The 18,149-nt window shown below is 53.7% G+C and carries 12 protein-coding genes; 2 read left to right on the forward strand and 10 right to left on the reverse strand.

Translation table 11 applies throughout. From position 1 onward, the window contains the following. Nucleotides 1–415: 415 nt before the first annotated feature. Nucleotides 416–961: a hypothetical protein gene (locus tag ACR3FB_RS13850; RefSeq protein ID WP_480565812.1), complete on the forward strand. Its 546-nt coding sequence runs from the start codon at nt 416–418 to the stop codon at nt 959–961. 59 nt (nt 962–1,020) lie between these two features. Here the strand turns inward: ACR3FB_RS13850 and ACR3FB_RS13855 are convergent, their stop codons facing one another. From ACR3FB_RS13855 to ACR3FB_RS13895, 9 genes are all read right to left on the reverse strand, one after another. After that, entirely contained in the window at nt 1,021–2,562 is a 1,542-nt protein-coding gene (locus tag ACR3FB_RS13855) for a phospholipase D-like domain-containing protein (protein ID WP_480565813.1), read from the reverse strand. A gap of 317 nt (nt 2,563–2,879) precedes the next feature. Next, nucleotides 2,880–3,785, reverse strand: a complete 906-nt coding sequence (locus ACR3FB_RS13860) for a LysR family transcriptional regulator (RefSeq protein ID WP_480565814.1) — start codon at nt 3,783–3,785, stop codon at nt 2,880–2,882. Between the two features lie 202 nt (nt 3,786–3,987). Continuing rightward, nucleotides 3,988–7,431: an autotransporter domain-containing protein gene (locus ACR3FB_RS13865; RefSeq protein ID WP_480565815.1), complete on the reverse strand. Its 3,444-nt coding sequence runs from the start codon at nt 7,429–7,431 to the stop codon at nt 3,988–3,990. A gap of 559 nt (nt 7,432–7,990) precedes the next feature. Beyond that, entirely contained in the window at nt 7,991–8,434 is a 444-nt protein-coding gene (locus ACR3FB_RS13870) for an ester cyclase (protein WP_425085829.1), read from the reverse strand. A gap of 80 nt (nt 8,435–8,514) precedes the next feature. Next, complete coding sequence (locus tag ACR3FB_RS13875; RefSeq protein WP_480565816.1) at nt 8,515–9,204, reverse strand: amino acid synthesis family protein; 690 nt, start codon at nt 9,202–9,204, stop codon at nt 8,515–8,517. Between the two features lie 860 nt (nt 9,205–10,064). Beyond that, on the reverse strand, nt 10,065–11,948 hold the full coding sequence (locus ACR3FB_RS13880) for an amidohydrolase family protein (protein WP_480565818.1): 1,884 nt from the start codon (nt 11,946–11,948) through the stop codon (nt 10,065–10,067). A 69-nt stretch (nt 11,949–12,017) separates the two neighbouring features. Then, complete coding sequence (locus ACR3FB_RS13885) at nt 12,018–13,196, reverse strand: carbohydrate porin (RefSeq protein WP_480565819.1); 1,179 nt, start codon at nt 13,194–13,196, stop codon at nt 12,018–12,020. Continuing rightward, the gene (locus tag ACR3FB_RS13890) at nt 13,193–13,957 is read right to left on the reverse strand and encodes a DUF3299 domain-containing protein (RefSeq protein WP_170661098.1); all 765 of its coding nucleotides are present in this window, start codon (nt 13,955–13,957) and stop codon (nt 13,193–13,195) included. The genes ACR3FB_RS13885 and ACR3FB_RS13890 overlap by 4 nt, the downstream gene beginning before the upstream one ends. A gap of 26 nt (nt 13,958–13,983) precedes the next feature. Next, nucleotides 13,984–15,381, reverse strand: coding sequence for a metal-dependent hydrolase family protein (locus ACR3FB_RS13895; protein WP_480565820.1), 1,398 nt, complete (start codon nt 15,379–15,381; stop codon nt 13,984–13,986). Between the two features lie 141 nt (nt 15,382–15,522). On the opposite strand from ACR3FB_RS13895, the gene ACR3FB_RS13900 reads away from it, so the two are divergent. Then, a complete protein-coding gene (locus ACR3FB_RS13900) occupies nt 15,523–16,527 on the forward strand; it encodes an AraC family transcriptional regulator (RefSeq protein ID WP_480565821.1) in 1,005 nt (334 codons plus the stop codon). A gap of 338 nt (nt 16,528–16,865) precedes the next feature. On the opposite strand, the gene ACR3FB_RS13905 is transcribed toward ACR3FB_RS13900, so the two are convergent. Further along, entirely contained in the window at nt 16,866–18,149 is a 1,284-nt protein-coding gene (locus ACR3FB_RS13905; protein WP_480565822.1) for a cytochrome-c peroxidase, read from the reverse strand.

The raw sequence follows: 18,149 nt of genomic DNA on the forward strand, positions 1-18,149 counted from the left end.
GCTAGGCCATCCCCAAGGGGAATACCCGCGAAGCACAAAAAGCACCACGGAAATCAAAAACAAAAAAATTGACGCAGTTGTTTCCGAGGAACTGGCGCCTGTATTAGGCTGATCATGTGCCATCATGTATCAATAAGAAAAGACAAGTAAATGGGGTAGGGCGAAACCAAGAAACCAAGCCGACCGTAGCTCGCTACCCTATCTTGGTCCTTCACTGTCAGCAAGAGGATGTGTGGCAAACTATGACGCCTATTTTACGAACATGTGTGATCTGACGTTTCTTCCCGCCGAATAGCTTTGAGCCGACATTTCCCAAGCGACTTGCTGTTAGCTCATATTCCTGCTTTCTACTCACTATATGAAGCCGGGAATTATCCTGCCGGTGCAAAACGGTATACCATCGCCTGAATTGTGGGTGAATAGCGTCATTCTTTCTTGTTTGAGTCTCTTGATGGCCTGCTGCGCACAGGTCTTAATCAGTGTTTGTTTTGGTTTCTTTGTTGTGACGGTCAAGCGGGTCTGGAGCAAAGCGGGAATGACTGGCGACGCCAACCTTGCGCTGTCACCTCAAGGAAACGGCATCATACACGGTCTGATCAGCAGCCGCTTGATCGACATGGCAAAGATAGGTCTGCTCTACACGCCGAGCTGGGACAAGACAGCGTCAGACCGCATTGTGTCTGAAAAGATGATCGACATGATCCAAACAGCGGGTGTCGCTGAAAACTACATGAAAGGAACGCTTGGCCCGCACCTTTCTGACGCATTCCGCGAACAACCAATGGCAAACGCATACCAATGGGATGCCGTTTTTGCCGATGGCGATTTCTACAAAAGTGGGATGAATGGCCAAGGAATTTATGTCTCGCCAGGAAAAGACGCCGTCGTGGTTTGGTACGCAACCGGAGGTGCCAGTATCGACATGGAAGCCTACGCCAGAGCCATTGTGACTTCACTGTAGGTCAGATCACGCACTGGCGTCTCTGGCCGCAGGTCAATGGATTGTCGGTCGTTTGGTGACTAGAGCATCCATTCGACCGGCAGCCACCTGACAACGGCCGTCAGGGCACGCTGTAAACCGGTGGTTTCCGGGTCTGCGGTATGAATGGTGACTGTCCCATCCTGCTCTTCTTGCAGCCAGATCATCTCGCCGCTTTCGTTGAGTTCGACGCGGTAAGAAAACTCAGGCCTGTTCAATTGCTCCGCAAGCGACGCAGCAATCGTTGGGCTTGCGATCATAAGGCCCATCTCTGTGTTTAGCCGCGCCGATCTGGGGTCGAGGTTGTAAGAGCCTATAAAGATTCGTTCTCCATCCGATCCAAAGACTTTTGCGTGTAGACCAGATGCCGATCCAGCCAGCATCTCTGGCAGGCTGCGCTCGCGATGTTCACGCCGCAAAGCTCGAAGCTCTAGCAACTCTACACCGCTGTTCAGCAAGTCTTCCCTGTATCGCATATAGGCCGCGTGAACCAGCATCACATCCGTGGCATCCAGTGAGTTGGTTAAGACGCGGACCTTCACTCCGGACTTTGCCAACCCTTCCAGAACCTCCGCCCCTCGTTCCCCCGGAATGAAATACGCAGAGACCAAGTCCAATGAGGATTGAGAGGTTTTGGCGAACTCGATCAGTTGTTCAACAATCAGGTCTTCACTTTCGACTTCGCCCAAACCTTTTGACGGGTCGTCGACAAAAAGAGTGACTTCGCTCCACTCGAACTTCAGATCATGTGCTGCTATCCGGTCGGCCAGTTCGTTATCCTGAATTGCCCTTTGATAGCCTGCGCCAACCGCAGTCTGGCGCGCGGCGTCTGCCTTTGCTTTCAGACTTTTTTCTGACGGAGGATCCAAAAAGAGCCCAGCGTCGTAAGCGGAGGCACTATTCCAGTATGCGTCGAAGGATTGCGACACCTCATCCACAATCGGGCCGATCGCTATCGCGTCTACATCCAGGTAGTGCGTTCCCGCACCGTAGTCGAAATAGATGTCACCAATGTTGCGTCCCCCAACTATCGTGGCGACCCCGTCCACAGTCATTGACTTGTTGTGCATCCGCCGGTTCAGGCGACCAAAGTCAAATGCATAGGACAGAAGTTTTGGGTTCCTCAAAGTGAACGGATTGAAGATGCGTACATTTGCATGTTGCAAGGCGTCCAGTTCGGCAAGCAAATCATCCAATCCGGAGATACCGTTATCGTCGACCAGCAATCTGACGCGCACGCCGCGCTCTGCTGCTGCCCTAAGTTCTTCAAGAAGCATCAGGCCGGTAACGTCATCTTGCCAGATGTAGTACTGAGCATCGATTGATGATGTTGCTTCTCTCGCAAGGATCGCCCGGGCCGCAAAAGCTGCGCGTCCATTGCCCAAAGGCCTTACACCGTCAAGCCCGGGGTTACGCTCAAGTGCATTTCTAATAGTTGCGCCTAATGGTCCGTCCCAATCGGCATCTTGCTTAAACGTTGGCTGAGAAAAATTTTCTTCAGGAAGTGGAAAGGTCCACCTTAACCCGACTATGGCCACTGCCATCAGCGCAACCGAAGTCAAACATACTCTGATCAGCCGCATTCCGGGCTCCGTGAATGGCAGGTCGGATTTGCCTTACAGTTGAGATTGGCCTATCGACAGATAGTTTTTCAAGAGCTTAGGTCGAAGCAACAGACGGAGCACCGAACTTTGTCCACTTTGGGCTCGGTGCAGACGTTCACAGAATTTTCACTAATGACCGCTCTGCGGACTTTGCTGCCGTTGGTCAATTGCATTCAAAAAGCTGCTCTGGGTACCTATGCGGAACTTCGGCAATTCTACCGAGCCTAAGAAAACGACCTACATTTGGACCAGAAAAATGCTTCAGCTACAGGTCTCCCTGTGCCTCCTGCCACGGATCACGCACGATACTTGGCAAGTTCATTCCAAACCAACTCAACCGCGGCAGACGTGTTCTGCGACTTGCGCGCTGCGCAAATGTTCCATGTAAGGTTCTGTTTCATCGACACGGGTTTGACAGCCTTTGCACGGATTAGCTCCGCGAACGTGTCCGGCATACCTCCCACAATGAAGTCAGGCTCCGCCAACAGTCCGGTCAAGAGGTTGTAGTCGTCGCATTCGATATGCGGCTGTGCATTGACCTTTTCGACAGCCTCGGCACCGTTACCAAGTGCTTTTGTCAAAGCGGCTTTCCAATGTTTGTGGAGATGGGGTGATGCAAAGGGAAAATCGAATATGCCTGCCATGGTTTGCGGGCCGCGCTGGTGAATCTCATGATCTCGATGAGCAACAAACTGGATGGGTTGTTTCTCCATCACCATGATCTCGACATCTTCGGCTTCAGGTGTGTAGGTTAGATCGCCAAGGAACACGTCGAATTCCCCTGACTGCAATAAGTCGAGCGGACGTGCATAGGCACTCACCAGAATTCGGAAGCGCAGGTCAGGCATTGCCCTTCGTACGGCGCGCAAGACTGGCAGGATCAAAGTTCTTGTGGTTAGCGGCCCGCAACCAATCAGCAAAGTACCCGGCCCGGTTTCACGCAAACCGGCCACACGGGTCGTATAGCGGTTCAGGTCTTCGCGCAGCGCCTGAGCGATTGGCAAAAACTCCTGCCCCGCGCGTGTTAACGTGCTGCTGTTTCGGCTGCGATGGAACAAAACAAGTCCCGTGTGTTCTTCAGCCTGCCCGACAAAGCGTGCTTTCGCAGCGCATAACCTTACGGCAGCTTTCAGCAATTTGTGAATGCCACGAAAAACCTCAAGACGTCGGGAAGCGGACACTCGCTGCAGATGCAAGTCCATTTGGCAGGAGGCGCAAATCGACCTTTGCGACGACGATTTCGGCTAGTTGCCGATACACAAAGAATCTCTCTGATATCGTGAATGGAGATCTCTTTGTCACGCCTGACGAAACGAAACGGGCGCTCCCATGGTTGGGAAGCTAGCCCGATTGAAAAGGCTTTTCGGCAACAACAATCGACCAATTGTGCAGCCGTCCGTAGGTTCAAAACCTTATGGAAGCTGTGAGTTCTCCAACAATACTGGATCCACCACCAAAGGTTGATTGAAACTCACCGCTGAAGCCTACCGCTCTGTTTCCATCGGCAGAAATATGTTCAAGCGTAAAGCCAAGAAACCCAGCAGCTGCATCTTCTGTGGACGCCACGAAAGAAAACGGCGTCGCCGCTACGATCGCGTCTACATCGTCGGAACCTGCATCGAAAGTTGCGTCAACTCCAACTGCCCAGTTCAGGTAGGTGCTCGATCCATTTGCACCCTCGTAGAGGCGGGGCAAGTTCAATTGCGCCCGCGTGTTGAAGACCGAAACGTTCCGATCTTCGACCGTAAGAGGAAACGCGGTTCCTGTTTCGGTATACTCGCCAAGTTTCAGAAATACATAGCTGGCGCGAGCACTGAAGAAGGCAGGTATTGGCAAAGCGTTGATGGGGGCCGAGATCGAGAGCGATGGAGCAACGAACGTCCCATCAAAATCGCCTTGCGCTTCGCCGCCATCAACGTTTCGAGTCACTTCATTGTCGGTTATGCCAGCAAGAAGAGCTGCGTTGATGCGATATTGTCCGTAGTCCCTTTCGAGGTAAACACCGCCAAAATATGACTTGATATCAGTATCACCTGCATCCTGATTCAGCGAGACGCGGCTATCGTCGTAGCCAACAAGAACACCAAAATCGCTGTTTCCGATGATCTCATTCGTTTCAGCACCAACCACAAAACCGTACATTCTATGGCTGAAACCAAGGCTTGAGCCTTCTTCTTCAACATCGCGATCTCCGCCGAAGGCTGAACCCCAAACATAGGGACCACCATCCTGTTCGGCATACCCGAAAGGACTCACATTCCTGCTGACCTGACCATCGGATGAGCCAAAGTCATAGGCGCTGGCGGTTTCAATCGTATTGAACACTGCGTCGGTCAGATCGCTGATAAAGGTGCCTTGGGCCACAAATCCTGTCGTATCCACCGAAACCGCCGTGAGGCCATTGTTGATCAAAACGCCTGTACCATCGAAATTGACGACTTCGGGGGCAGACGCAAGATCACTATCGCTACCCGATGCATCGGCAAAGTTGACAACCGCATTCACCCCGGGCGCAAAGTTCAGCGTGTCAATGTCATTCGGGTTCGTGCCCCCCATGCCATCATTGCCATTGCCGAAATCGACCGAACCGATCAGGGCTGAGCCGGGTTCGAGCGTCAACGTGTCGTTCCCGTCCCCGCCGAATACGATGGAAAAGCCTTCGCGACCGGTGATACGAGCCGAGTTTGTGATGGTTGCGGCGGCAGTGTTATCACGATCCTCGATCTCGATACCGTATTCGAACGCATCAATATTTCCAGTGTTCACAATGGTGATCGAACCCGTTCCATCTACGTCCACTTCGATCCCGTTATTGTCCAGCGAACGCAACGCCCCGCTGTTGGTGACCCTCGCGTTGCCGTCGCCGTTTAGCTCAATGTCGATCGCGTCGGAATCGGCGGTAAGCTGGGCAGAGTTTTCAATGCTGACGTCGCCACTTCCTTCGACATCCACTTCAATCGCATCGTCTTCGCGAGAGGTTATCCGACCCGAGTTTGTTATGAAGACATCGCCGTCTCCGAAGACTTCGGCGTCAATTCCTTCGTCGTTTCTGGCGGTTATGGATGCGGAATTTGTAATGCGTATGTTTCCGTTGTCGGTCACATGGGCGAAGATTCCGTCAACTTCGGCATCGATGGTGCCGGTTGCCGAAATGGCAATATCACCGCTTCCGTCAATTTCCGCGTTGATGCCGTCAATGCTATCTGCCGCTATATCACCAGACGCTTCAACCGAGATGTTTCCGTCGTCAGCCACAAAGCTACGGATCCCGTGTTCGTTAGCATCGATATCGCCATTCATCGTGATCGAGATGTTGCCGTCTCCATCAACTTCGGCTTCGATACCGTCATCCGAACCAGCTCGAATATCGCCCGTGACCTGAATACTGATATCGCCGGAATCCTCGGCATCTGCGTCAATGCCAATAGCGCTGCCAGAGATATTGCCCGCCACTGTGACGTCAATCACGCCTCCGGGGCTGCCGGTTTCCACATCGATCGCATCACTGTCACGAGATTCGATATCGCCCGTCGCATCGACGGTTACATTCCCGTCTTCTGCGTTGGCGAAGATCGCATGTTCTTCATCAGCCGAAATGTTGCCGTTGGAGGTGATCGTTACGTTGCCCGTTCCATTGGATGCACCGTAGATCCCATATTCCCTGCCGGTAACATCCCCGGAGCTGTCGATGACGACGTCACCCACGTCATTCACCGTTGCGTTGATGCCGTCGCCTGCTGCTTCACCGCTCACGTTGCCCCGGTTCGTAATGTAAATGTCGCCGTTATTGGTCACAAGCGCGCGGATAGCGTCCCGTGCTGACGAAATGTTGCCCGACGAGGTGACATTGATATCTCCCTCTCCGCCCCTTTGGCGCGCAAAGATACCATCCGCATTGTTCCCGGTCGTCGTGATGTTTCCAGTCGAACGGACTGTGATAGAGCCGTCGCCGTCGTCCTGCCGGGCAAATATCCCCCGGGCGTTGTTTCCGGTAGTCGAGAGGTCGCCCTCGGATTCAACAGTAATATTCCCCTCGCCGCCATTTTGGCGCGCCAAGATGGCATTCGAGTTGTTGCCTTCTGTCGTGATATTTCCCGTCGACTGGATCGCGATATCGCCATCGTCATCGCTTTGCTGTCCAACTATCCCGCCAGAGTTGTTAGCTTCCGTTGAGATATTGCCATCGGACACCACCGAGACATCCCCTTCGCCGCCACTCTGAAGAGCGGTGATACCTGTAGACCGACTTCCAGCTGTGTTGATGTCGCCCACTGAGTTGACTGATACTGCGCCGTCTCCACCGCCTTGATTGGCGCTAATTCCGTCTGAACGGCTGCCCGATGTGCTGATACGACCATCCGATACAACTGACACATTGCCATCACCACCTTGTTGAGTGACGCCGATTCCGACGCTTCTGCTGCGTCCGGAAGTTGTAACGTTGCCAGTCGAGTTCACCGAAACGGCACCGTCATCCTCAAGTTCGGATCGAATACCAAAGGAGCGCCGTCCGTTTGTTGCAATGTCGCCGGTCGAAGTAATCGAAACTTCCCCGGCGCCGTTTGCATCTACAACAATCCCATCCGCGCCATTGCCCGTGGTAATAATGCCGCCGGTTCCATTCGTCTGGATACTAAGGGTTGCGTTCCCTGATGGTGTGGAAAAAGTAACGCCGTCGGTTCCACCGCCAGGTGCAATTCCTGGTGCAGTAACACTATTGATATTGAGCGTTTCGATTGTGGGTCCGCTTGCCTGGACACCCGACGAAACATCTCCCGTGCAGGTGGCGACGTCATCCGCAACAGTGCACGGACCGTTTGACGGAGGAACAACCGTTTGCGCACCCAATGGAGTTGCCACTCCGATCGTTGCCCCCAAACCTATCGCGCCGGCCGCAACCGGAACCGCGAAGACGCAAAATAAGCCAGGTCTAGCCCGATGGTTGTTAGTAGACTGTGATTTGGAAAGCGCCGCCGCATGACGGAGCGCTCTACGGTTCAAACCGCATACTCGAAACATCTTGTTCACCACTTAAGGGTGGTTTGGAAACCACTACCGTTTTTTTTGGCGGAACTCTCCGCGCACATGTCAGAGGCAAAAAAATGATGGCTTTTTGATGTTCCAATTAACGATGTATTAACAAACTTCTGAATGGCCTCTTACATGATGCAATTTGATCACATGTATGATCTGAAAAACCGATAAGCGGCAGCTTTAGACCGTCCTTTGTCACGTCAAGGACAGCATTGCGTGGTGCCAACCAGTAAACACATTGTGCGGCATTTGCCAGTTTAGGCTCGCAGTAGTCATTCGACGAACTCAGACAAACGACCGCAGTGCGGACAAACCTGCTATCCGAGAAAAGAAACCTTTGAATTTGGATTTTACCGAAGCTCGAGTCAGCGCCCTATTTGACCAGTCCAAGTTGTTGCGCAATTGTGGCGCTGTCATAGTAGTCACGTCCCTCAACCACCTTCCCGTCCTTAACACGCATCACCGAGCAGTAGCGGACTTCAGCCCGCCTTCCAGTTGGTGGAAATTCTCCGAGGCTTGAGCGCAGTGTACCTGTGTGCGTGCCCGTGTTTCGGAACTCGACAGTAGCCCATTCGCCGCATTGGCTGACCACGACATTCTCAACTTTGCACAGCCCATCTGGGAAAGCCTCGCGCCAACGGTGGTAGTCTGCTTTGTATGCTGCCTTTCCGGGAAGTTTCTCGCCACGCGCGACGTCCTCAAAGTCGCAATCCTCAGCAATTACAGCTGCGCCTCGGTCGGGGTCACGCATATCCCATGACTCGTGAAACTGCCGAACTATTTTCTCCGTGGGGTGCATTGCCTTGATACCTCTCATTTAAGTGTGGGCAGTGTGCACACGCACTTACACCGACCATTCGAAGACCACTCATGGGAAGAGAATGGCAAAAGAAACTTCTATGTTTTAATGGGTCCACTTCCGCATCTCGGGATGGGGCGACCGCGATCAGCATATGCCAAAAACCTGACTATTTCTTCGGGGCGCGGCCCATCCGGTACACAAAGCGTCATTGTATCGAAATGATCAAAGGACCAGGGGTTGTCTTTGTGGCCAAGCGGCAAATCGATTGCAGTTCCAGCCGCTCCAATCTTTACGTTGGATGGAATGACTGCGTCGCCTCCATTGGCTGCGGCTCGCATCGGACCGCCGAGTCTGGAATGTATGACTGCGCCACCGTGCTCCATATCTCCGGAGACCCCAACAATCGCGGCCTTCCCATAGGATTCGGGCGCTCCTTTAAGCTGCGAAACGGCTTGTTCAGCGAGTTGTTGCCCAAGTTCAGCCCCGATCTCAAAAAGCGCTGTAAGGTCAGCTGCGAAACGGCCTGCAATCGGGTTTCGAAAAACTGCAGCAGCCGCAACGCGGCAAACCTGTTCGCATGGCTCGCCAAAGGCATCACACGTTATGTGCTCTCGCACTAATACAATCTTGCGCGTTTCGACCATGAACACCCCCATTTGCCTTGTCGAGGCATAGTGCTGACAATGCAGCTGCGCGTCGACTTCAATTTTCCCCACTGTCATGCAGATGATGGTTAACCAAGTCCGCTTTGGGCGCATTGCTGTCATTGGGACATCACGCTGCATCGTTCAAAATTGGCTCCCAGCGGTCGTTCGCTACCGATTATAAGAACATCCGCTTTGGGACCGGACGAGAGTTTGCAGCACATTTTTTTGGGAGGGTATCTATACTAACTGTGTAGCCAGTTGCCCCCATACCCCCCACGACGGGTGACGACCGCTGCGCCTCCGCTGCAAACGCGCTACAGATCTTACTGAATTACAGCGTTTAGGTAGGGGCAAACACACTTACAGCATTGCATTGCTTTGTCGACTGTGAGAGCGTCAAGCTACTGGCAACGCAAGACATCTTTCAATGGGGTGTCGGTGGCGGCAGTGGAAAACAGCACCTTGTTGCACGTGCGGATTAGGTTAGAGCGCTTCGTTTACACCGAAGATGTCGGGAGTTCGAGTCTCTCATCACCCACCATCCTTTCCCTACGATGCATCAAGGTCTTACGCGACAAGCGCCTCTTGATACGTTGCGCATGAAACTATGTCCGCTGCGTCTCAGCTGAGCTTAAACGGAAAACAATGTCTCCAACACTGGAGATAAACGCAGTACAACGCTCTACATGCCATCTCAGCTAATGCGGAGCCTACTGCAAAACTGGTTGCTGACGGGTCAGGTCAACTATGGACCGGTCATTGCAAAGTGGCCGCGTGAGACTGAGTTGCGCGACAAGGAGAGCGATTCGTGAAGACAAGCAAAGCTATCATTTAGCCTCGGTTCAGCTTTTAGCATTTTGAGGTTCGAAGGGGTCATTCTGATGCGATCTAAAGAAGAGCTGCGATGCGGACAAAACAGCCCTAGGCTGACTGGTTACTGATGATCGACTTCAGCCTAAAGTAGGCTTTCGGTTCTTACTGCTCCAAGACTCTGCGTATTAGTTTGCTCTGCGTTGTTCCGACTGATTGGGCCTAGACCCTCCCATTTTTGACATCATAGCCTTCGCATAGTCGCGTTTTGCCTGCGCAGGGTCCTCGAAGCGAGCATGCACGACGCAAAAGAAAAGGGCACCGTCATCTAAACCGTTGCGAGGCGTAAACCAATCAAACGGGTCGGTTGGCTTTACCGATGCAAACTGGTTGGTTGATGGCGCGGCGGGTGCGGCACTGGCTTCATTATTTGTGATATCGTCAAGCAGTGTTGGACGGACCGTGCCGGTGTCCGGTGTGAGGATACCCATGATCTGCTCGCGGCCAGCCGGTACAAAACGCCCACTTTCTTCGACTGGAAACCGGATCGGCTGCCCGGCATAAACATCACGCTGCACTTCGCTGTTCCGGACAACAATCGTTCCACTAACCAGCACATACGGAATGCCTTCTGACGGCAGACCTTGCTGACCAAGAGTATAGTTCGCCTTTTCGGTCACAGTCTCCGGATCAAAAATCGTGATATCCGCGACCATGCCTTCTTGCATACGACCCCGCACCTGCATTGCGCGCAACCCTGTGTCACCTAGTCGCTTCGCATGGATGTAACTCAGCTGCGTGAGCGTGAGCATCAGCGGCACATCCGCTTCGCGAGCCAGCCTCAAGACAAGCGCGTGGCTGCCTGCGGACCGAGGGTGCCCGGCATAGTCTTCGTAAGGGGCATCCCAACTCATCAGATTGCCCTCAATATCCAACCCGGCCATACCATCGCCCGAGATGCCATAGCCCGCGATGGTGATCCAATCATTCAACCATTGCTCTCTTGGCGGGCTAAAGACAATGGCCGTCCGTCCCGGTTCATTCTCAGCGAAGCTCAAGAATTCGTCTTTGGTCACAAAGCGATCAAGCTGGGGGTCAAAGATCGTTTCTTCGTATTTGTACCCCATCGACCCTTCCCAGTTTTCGGGGGCGATGATTGAAGCGCCGTAGTTTCCCGATCCAGCAGTCCAGGGATAGTAGCTGGACCAGACGTTATAGCCTTGGTCGCGGGCCATCTGGAGCTTTTCCTGATTTTCCCACCACCCATAATCATTGTCGTGGTGAATGTGCAGCGGCGCGTCGAGCACCATCGCATTGACCAGGATTTCGTTAACGCCGGTCTGTGTCTCGGTGGGCGTCGAAGCACTGGGATGAAACCGGTGGTGCACAGATGTTAACCGCCCATAACGCGACGCAGCCCGTTGTGCTTCGAACATCTCATAGGTTGTGATACCCTCGCGGGCGTAGCCGATGGTCGATCCCACGCCGAGGGCTCCAAGACGAAGCCCCTCATCCAGTTGGGCGGTGATTTCGTTCATCTGCTCGCGGTTGCTTGGAACCGATGACCAGCCTTCGACACCGTCTTCCACGGATTGTGCCCGCAGTGCGAAGAAGTTCCGGAAGTCGATGTCCCCACCTTCCAGAACAAGGCCGTCATGTACCCGCATCCGTGCGAACTCTTGTCCAACGACTGTGCCATAGTTTGCCTGCGTCACGCCTTGGCGCGCAGCGTACCATTGGTCGATATTCGCGGCTCCGACCTCAAAATCCATTTGCGTCGTAACGCCATCGCGAAGGTTGACCTTGATACCCCAAGGATCCAGCCCGTGTTGTTCAAGGTCGATAAACCCGGGCGCCACAACATGCCCTGTCGCGTCGATGGACTCTCTGCCGTCAATATCTTCGTCGGTAATCGCTGTGATCCAGCCATTGCTTATTCCAACGTTGGCGATCTGATCGAACCCGGTTTCCGGATCCATTACCCGACCGTTGAGGATCACCACGTCGTAGGTTTGCGCGACGCAGAAAGTGGAAAACACGGACAACGTGCCAGCCAGAAACAGGGTACGCATAGATAGATCCTCCCTTTGATCAGCAGAATTGCATATTTCAACGCTTTTGATGTCTGCTTTCGACCCACACTAGAAAACGATCCGGGTTCGCAGGCCGAACAGTGTAATGCTATCCTGAGAGGGGTTCAGCAGCGGGTTCGAAATGTACTGCAGGGACGGCGTGATCTGCAGCCCGGGTGAGATTGAAAACCGGTAGAAGGCTTCCAGAGTGAATTGATCGCCATCTATGCCTCGGGCCTCGGCCCAGTTCAGGCCCAGACCGGCCAGATCGGTATTGCGGCCATAGTAACCCAAACCGGCAGAAACCGACCGGTCATACAGCGCTGCGGTCCCTTTTGAGGCCCCTGCCCGAAAGAACGGCATCCACTTGTTGTCAACAAACCATGCGGCAGAAAACGTAGCGCCATAGTCTTCCGCCCGGCTGCCATCTTCGGCCGCATCCGCATGCCAGAGGGTCAGATGGACATTGTCGAAATAAATGCGATCAAAGCCTGACGTGTACCCAAGTTCGAGCGATTTGAAGAGGTTGCCGTCGCTGAACACATCAAAGTTTGGATCAGACGGATCGGCGTTTGCATCTGCAACGCTCGCGACAGCGTAGAAGTTTTCACTCAGCTTGATCCCACCGGCAATACCTAGGCCAGGGTTGGGTGCGTTGAGTGTCGGGTTGGTGTTGAAGGACAGGTTTTGGAAGCCACTATAGGGGCTTACCAACCCATAGATGTCCACAAAGTCCGTTACATCAATCTGCCCGAATTGCAGCGTCCACGAACCGTTTTCGGCCCTTTGGGTCCAGAACAGATTGGTCAACAGCAAACCGCTATCGTTGAAGGCTGTCCCGGTGATCGAAAGCGCTCCGCCATCCAGCCCAAGAAACTGCGGGGCCACATCGGTATAGCTGTGCCGGTCTTCGATCTTGAATGTCAGGGAACCCCGTTCCGTTGCCTGCCAACTCCCGTAGAAACGCGCGATTCCGCTGGACGCTTCGCCGGTTCCCAGAGCAGCATTCGTGGTTTGGCCCAGCGCCAGGTAATCAATATTGAACCGAAACCCACCCTCAGCCAGCCGGTCTTTCCACTCAAACCAACCCGGTGCGATGTTGCGTGGAAAATCGGAACGGTATTGTGGGTCGGTGAGCCCATCTCCGGGGGTAAGATCAGCTTCGACCGAAGAGGGCCCGGACAGTCCTTGCGCCGAGGCGGCGCCAGCGACAGCAATACTTAGTGTAGCAGCCAGTAGTCTTATCATTCAGACGCCCTTGCCCCACCGGTCTTGCGATTGCCCGCCGCACGGATGCGATCAGCGGCACGCTGCTTCCATTCCAGCCTGTCCGCCTTGTTTTCCAGAGTTTCGACACGTTCCGTTTCCAACTGGAAAGTCGCGTTCATCGGCATCTGGCCATCCACAACCATCATATTCTGAACAGACGGATCGATGGTCAGCATGCCCGTCAGCCGAACAGGTTCATGAAAATAGCTGGGCGCCCAGTCCCCGTTCAACCGCACACGGATCATCTGGTTGGGCGGAGGGGGAGGCATGTGACTACACATCCCGCGTTCCGGCACCAGGTACGCAACAGGCCGCCCGTCTGGATCATTCGGAGCAGGAATGGCGAAACCAGCCAGTGTGATTGTTTGACCATCGAATTGCGGATTTCCGTTTGTCCCCGCCTTTCTCCGACGTTCCATCACAACTTCGCGCTGATCGAGCAGCCAGTCGATATCAATTCCATCAGCAGCCAAGGCATCCTCAGTCTCGGTCAAAAGTACTTGCCACTTTTGCCGCTCTTCTTCGCTGCCACCATCCTGCTGCAGCCTGCCGCGCAATCGAACGACGTAAAGAACATCGTCGAATTGTTCAGGGCTGAGCTCGCGATAGGGGTCTTCAAAGACCTGCGCAGAAGGGTCTGGCAGGTCGGCCCAATCTAATGCGGTTTCAGGCGTTGCCAACGCAGAATGCCCACACCAAAAAAACCCTGCGCATACGACCCAGCGGAACCAATGGTGCATAAATTCTCTCCGGCTACTTAGACAGGTCAATTCAGTGTGTTTTTGTAGATAACGCCATCTTTCATGATCAGTCGAATCGTATCAGGGCTTTCAGGCCTCGGGTCGGCGCCGAACCACTGATCACCCGTACCAACCACCGAGAAATCCTCGAGCGGGTTACCGTCGATCAGCAGGATATCCGCATAGGCGCCTTCTTCGATCACACCCAGCTTGCCTTCGGGGTAGGGGTTCATGAACGGGCCGGATAAAGCGGCGATTTCACCGCCGGTAGATGTCATTGCGACCAGCGAGGCGTGAGAGCCAAAGAACTCATTATTGAGATGTTTTTCATAGGCAATTTGAATATTGCAGGCGGCTACGGAACCTACGCAATCCGTGTGAAACCCTCTTTTAGCTGGGCACTCATTCATATTTTTAATGTACCCGCCAAAAGCCTGCGTAGCTGACTGTGCCTTTCGCAAGCTGGCTGGGACATCTCGAATGGCAGGAATATCGAAGAGATTTGGATCAAATGCGGTGAGATTGGTCGTGATATAGGCCCCTTTCTCGTCCATCAGAGCCGATATTTCGCAATCAAACATGAACCCGTGTTCAATTGATCGAACACCAGCATTCAGCGCCGCCATAATCGTTTCCTTGCGATAGGAATGGGCCATGACATAGCTTTCGTATTCGCTAGCAACCTGAACGGCCGCTTCTAGTTCTGCCGTCGATCCAGCCAACAACTGCCACGGGTCAAATGCTGAAACTACACCGCCTGATTGCATGTACTTCAGTTGTGTTGCTCCCATCCGGAAGTTGTTTCGAGCAAACTTATACATTTCAGAGACACTATCGACTTCTTGGGCCATGTTCAGGCGGCTGAAGTTTGAAGACTGGCCGACAGGCGCCGTAAAGTTGGCAAAATCAGCATGACCACCACGCGTACTTAGGAAAGCAGCCGCAGGGTAAAAACGCGGCCCGGCAATGGTCCCAGAGTCTATTGCGCGACGAAGACCTCCGTTAGCTCCACCTGCATCTCGTACGGTGGTAAAACCCTGCATTAAGTACATCTCAGCCATTTGAGTGCCGTGAATCGCAAGGTCTTCCCAAGTGCTGTTGGCTTCCATCGCGGGTAATGTGGGCCCCGGCAGCATCAGGTGTGCATGGTTTTCAATGAAGCCGGGGGTCAGTGTGCGTCCCTCTCCGTCAATGACCGTGGCATTGGGGGCATCAATCGCATCAGTTGAGACGGCCTTGATCAGGTTGCCCTCGACCAGAACGCTGGTATTTTCGATACGCTGTTCATTCACACCGTCGAAGACATGCACGTTGGTAAACAGCGTTTGGGGTTCTTCCTGATCCTGAGCTTGTGCGGGCGCTGAAACAGAGAGACCTGCAGCGACAATTGCCGCCGAGCAAAGAGACATTCGCAGACCGGACATAAGTACTCCCTTCATATTCGTGTTTTGCCAACTGTAGCCCGGAAAATTTTGCCTCGGTTGCCAGTTTCGCATTAGGATGTTCGAATGTGACTGCAAAAATGGCCACTGATCACAGCATTTGATCCTGAAAGGGTTACGAGATTGCCGTTCAACTCCACCTCTCAAGAGCATAGCGAAGGGTTCATTCGCCTCGCATTGGCGGCTCCGTTTCTGGAGTATCTCACTGACCGCGAGATCGATCCGCAACCCGCCTTGAATCAGGTCGGCTTGAAGTCCGAACTGTTGTCTGACCCTTCTGTCTATGTCCACTCAGAGCTGGTCTACGGGCTGCTAAACGCCTTCTCTGATGTGTCAGGCGACCGATACCTTGGCCTGAATGTAGGAGAGACTTTTGACCTGCGGGGATGGCCTCCGTTCGCTCAGGCCCTACAATCGACAAACTCGCTGTTCGAGTTCTTTACCCGCTTTGTTGGGCTTGTCCCGCAGGAGTCCAATTCCGTGCGGCACAGCCTTGTAATCGAAGCAGACAAAGCAACCTATCGTATCGAGAGGCAACAGGAACCCGCTGTCCCACCCATTCAAGTGACCGGTTTTGGAGCCGCAATCTATGTACGGCTTCTGGAGACTGTGGTCGGAGAGTCCTGGGATTCCTCGCGTGTGCGGTGGGAAAGCCGGTATATTACGGGTCTACCGGTCAACTACAAAGGGATCGAGGTTGGCTTGGGACCTGATCCCGGAATGCAAATCAGTTTTCCTGTGGAATGGTTGTTTCTGCATCATGCCTCTGAGGGTTCTGCTAAACACATAGCCTCAGCTCGACAAAACGAAGAAGTAACGGTGGTGGCCGCTTTGCGATCCGTCTTACGCGACAAACTGGACGAAACCGATCTGGGACCAGAGGTTGTGGCCGGACTACTGGGAATACAGCCGGAACGGTTTCTGAAAGCGCTTCAACAACAAGGCACAACACTCCCCCGCGAAATCAAACGGCTGCGTGTCGATGTCGCCAAAGAGCACCTCAGAGATGACAAGATGACAATTGCGGAGATCGGTCTATTCCTTGGCTACTCCGACAAGTCCCATTTCACTCGCTTTTTCCGAGGTCAAACCGGAATGACACCGACCAAATTCCGCCTTGGTGCGTAATTTCGTTGCAACTTTGGGACCGCTTGCACCCTCATATAAAGTGCGGGTCGACAAGAATTTGCGACGGATTCTTGGAGCCCTATTCAAGGATCGCAGTGGGGAAATTGCCCCATACTGGAAACACGCCACTCACAAGAACAGTGCGTCAGATGTCTAGACCTATCTTGTCAGATCAAATTGGTTTGATACCGTTTTAGATACCTTTTTTTGTATCGCGACGCTCGACAGAGTCTTCTTCTCTGCAAATCATTTCATCCCAAGATCTTCCCAAAAGAGAAAACCAAAAAGGACGGCAGGGTACGACTTCTCCGACAGAGCCTTGCCGATGTGAGGGATGGCTAAGGAATAAATCCATTCGGCACTCCGAACTTCAATGAATCTACGCTGGTACCTGTCAACGAATGCAGAAAAGCAATCAGGTTTTGAATTTCCACCTCCGTGAGTTGGATTGGAACAATGTCGCTTCTATTGCGTTGACGCTCCATTTCATAGTCGTCCTCCCACACTATGAAATCGGTTTTTTGCAACCATGGCACCTCGGGCAAAGCAGCCATTTCAGGCCTCCAACTGTCTAGGCTTGCCTGTGGGTTCAAGTGATGGCGAATGATGCTTTCAAGATCGGGGAAAGCTCCATTGTGACCGTAGGGCGCGGTCAGGGCAACGTTGCGCAACATAGGGGTGCGGAACCTATAGGCATCCTCTAGGCGGTTGCTTTCGCCCATGCGGCCGACATCTCGGACGAAAGGATCCCACTGCCGGGTGCGGCCCGGTCCAAAGGGCGGCAAACCTAAAGCATGGAACTTCTGATCTGACATGAGAGGTCCGGCGTGGCAGCTGGAGCAACGGGCTTTGCCGTAGAAAAGCTCCATCCCATCCAATTGGGCCAGCGAAAGGGCATTCGTGTCATCCTCGAGGTAGTGATCAAACGGGCTGTCGGTGCTCCGCCACTCGATCGCCATGAAAGCGGCCAGAGCGTTGGCGACTTGCGTGATCGTGATGTCTTCGGTCGTCTCGACCTCGTCAAAGGCGGCGACGATGGCCGGACCATACCGTGGATCGGTGCGGACGCGTTTCGCCAGAATAGGCCAGCCTTTGTCTATCCGATCATGCACCGCGCCTGTGACCTCATTCTCGGCCACATTGCCTGCCATCTCGAATTGTGAGGTCAGGGGAAACAGAGCCTGTGCCGCCAGAAGGGAATTCAGGCCCTCGGGCAGCCACTCCTGCGCTGGGGAATTGAAGCCGTTGCCGTAGACGTCTGAAATACTCAGCCTGCCGTCGTGAAAGACTGTGTGAATTTCCTTGGCCCCAAGGTTCCACAAGCCCGGAGAGTTGCGAGGGATGCGTTTGCGTATTCTGTCTGCCCCGGTGCCGGGTGTGCGGTCCAGTCCCAACCCCTGCCCGCCTTCTCCTATGCCCAGTGACAACCCGTCAGAGGTGCCGAAATCCGGGTGGTGGCAATGGGCGCAGCTGATGTTCTGGTTGCCCGACAGGATCGGGTCGTAAAACAGTTGATGACCAACGGCGGCCTGTTCCATATCAAATGGGATAAAGTCATCATCGGTTAACGGTCGCGGCAAATCCTGTGCCGCAGCGGCCCCGACCCAGAAGAGAGCAACCAA

Source organism: Ruegeria sp. AO1 (assembly GCF_056535985.1).

What these genes read in the sequence shown, in the direction of transcription:
- ACR3FB_RS13885 (WP_480565819.1), bottom strand. Translation starts at nt 13,196, where the DNA reads ATGATAAGACTACTGGCTGCTACACTAAGTATTGCTGTCGCTGGCGCC.
- ACR3FB_RS13890 (WP_170661098.1), bottom strand. Translation starts at nt 13,957, where the DNA reads ATGCACCATTGGTTCCGCTGGGTCGTATGCGCAGGGTTTTTTTGGTGT.
- ACR3FB_RS13880 (WP_480565818.1), bottom strand. Translation starts at nt 11,948, where the DNA reads ATGCGTACCCTGTTTCTGGCTGGCACGTTGTCCGTGTTTTCCACTTTC.
- ACR3FB_RS13870 (WP_425085829.1), bottom strand. Translation starts at nt 8,434, where the DNA reads ATGAGAGGTATCAAGGCAATGCACCCCACGGAGAAAATAGTTCGGCAG.
- ACR3FB_RS13875 (WP_480565816.1), bottom strand. Translation starts at nt 9,204, where the DNA reads ATGCAGCGTGATGTCCCAATGACAGCAATGCGCCCAAAGCGGACTTGG.
- ACR3FB_RS13895 (WP_480565820.1), bottom strand. Translation starts at nt 15,381, where the DNA reads ATGTCCGGTCTGCGAATGTCTCTTTGCTCGGCGGCAATTGTCGCTGCA.
- ACR3FB_RS13860 (WP_480565814.1), bottom strand. Translation starts at nt 3,785, where the DNA reads ATGGACTTGCATCTGCAGCGAGTGTCCGCTTCCCGACGTCTTGAGGTT.
- ACR3FB_RS13855 (WP_480565813.1), bottom strand. Translation starts at nt 2,562, where the DNA reads ATGCGGCTGATCAGAGTATGTTTGACTTCGGTTGCGCTGATGGCAGTG.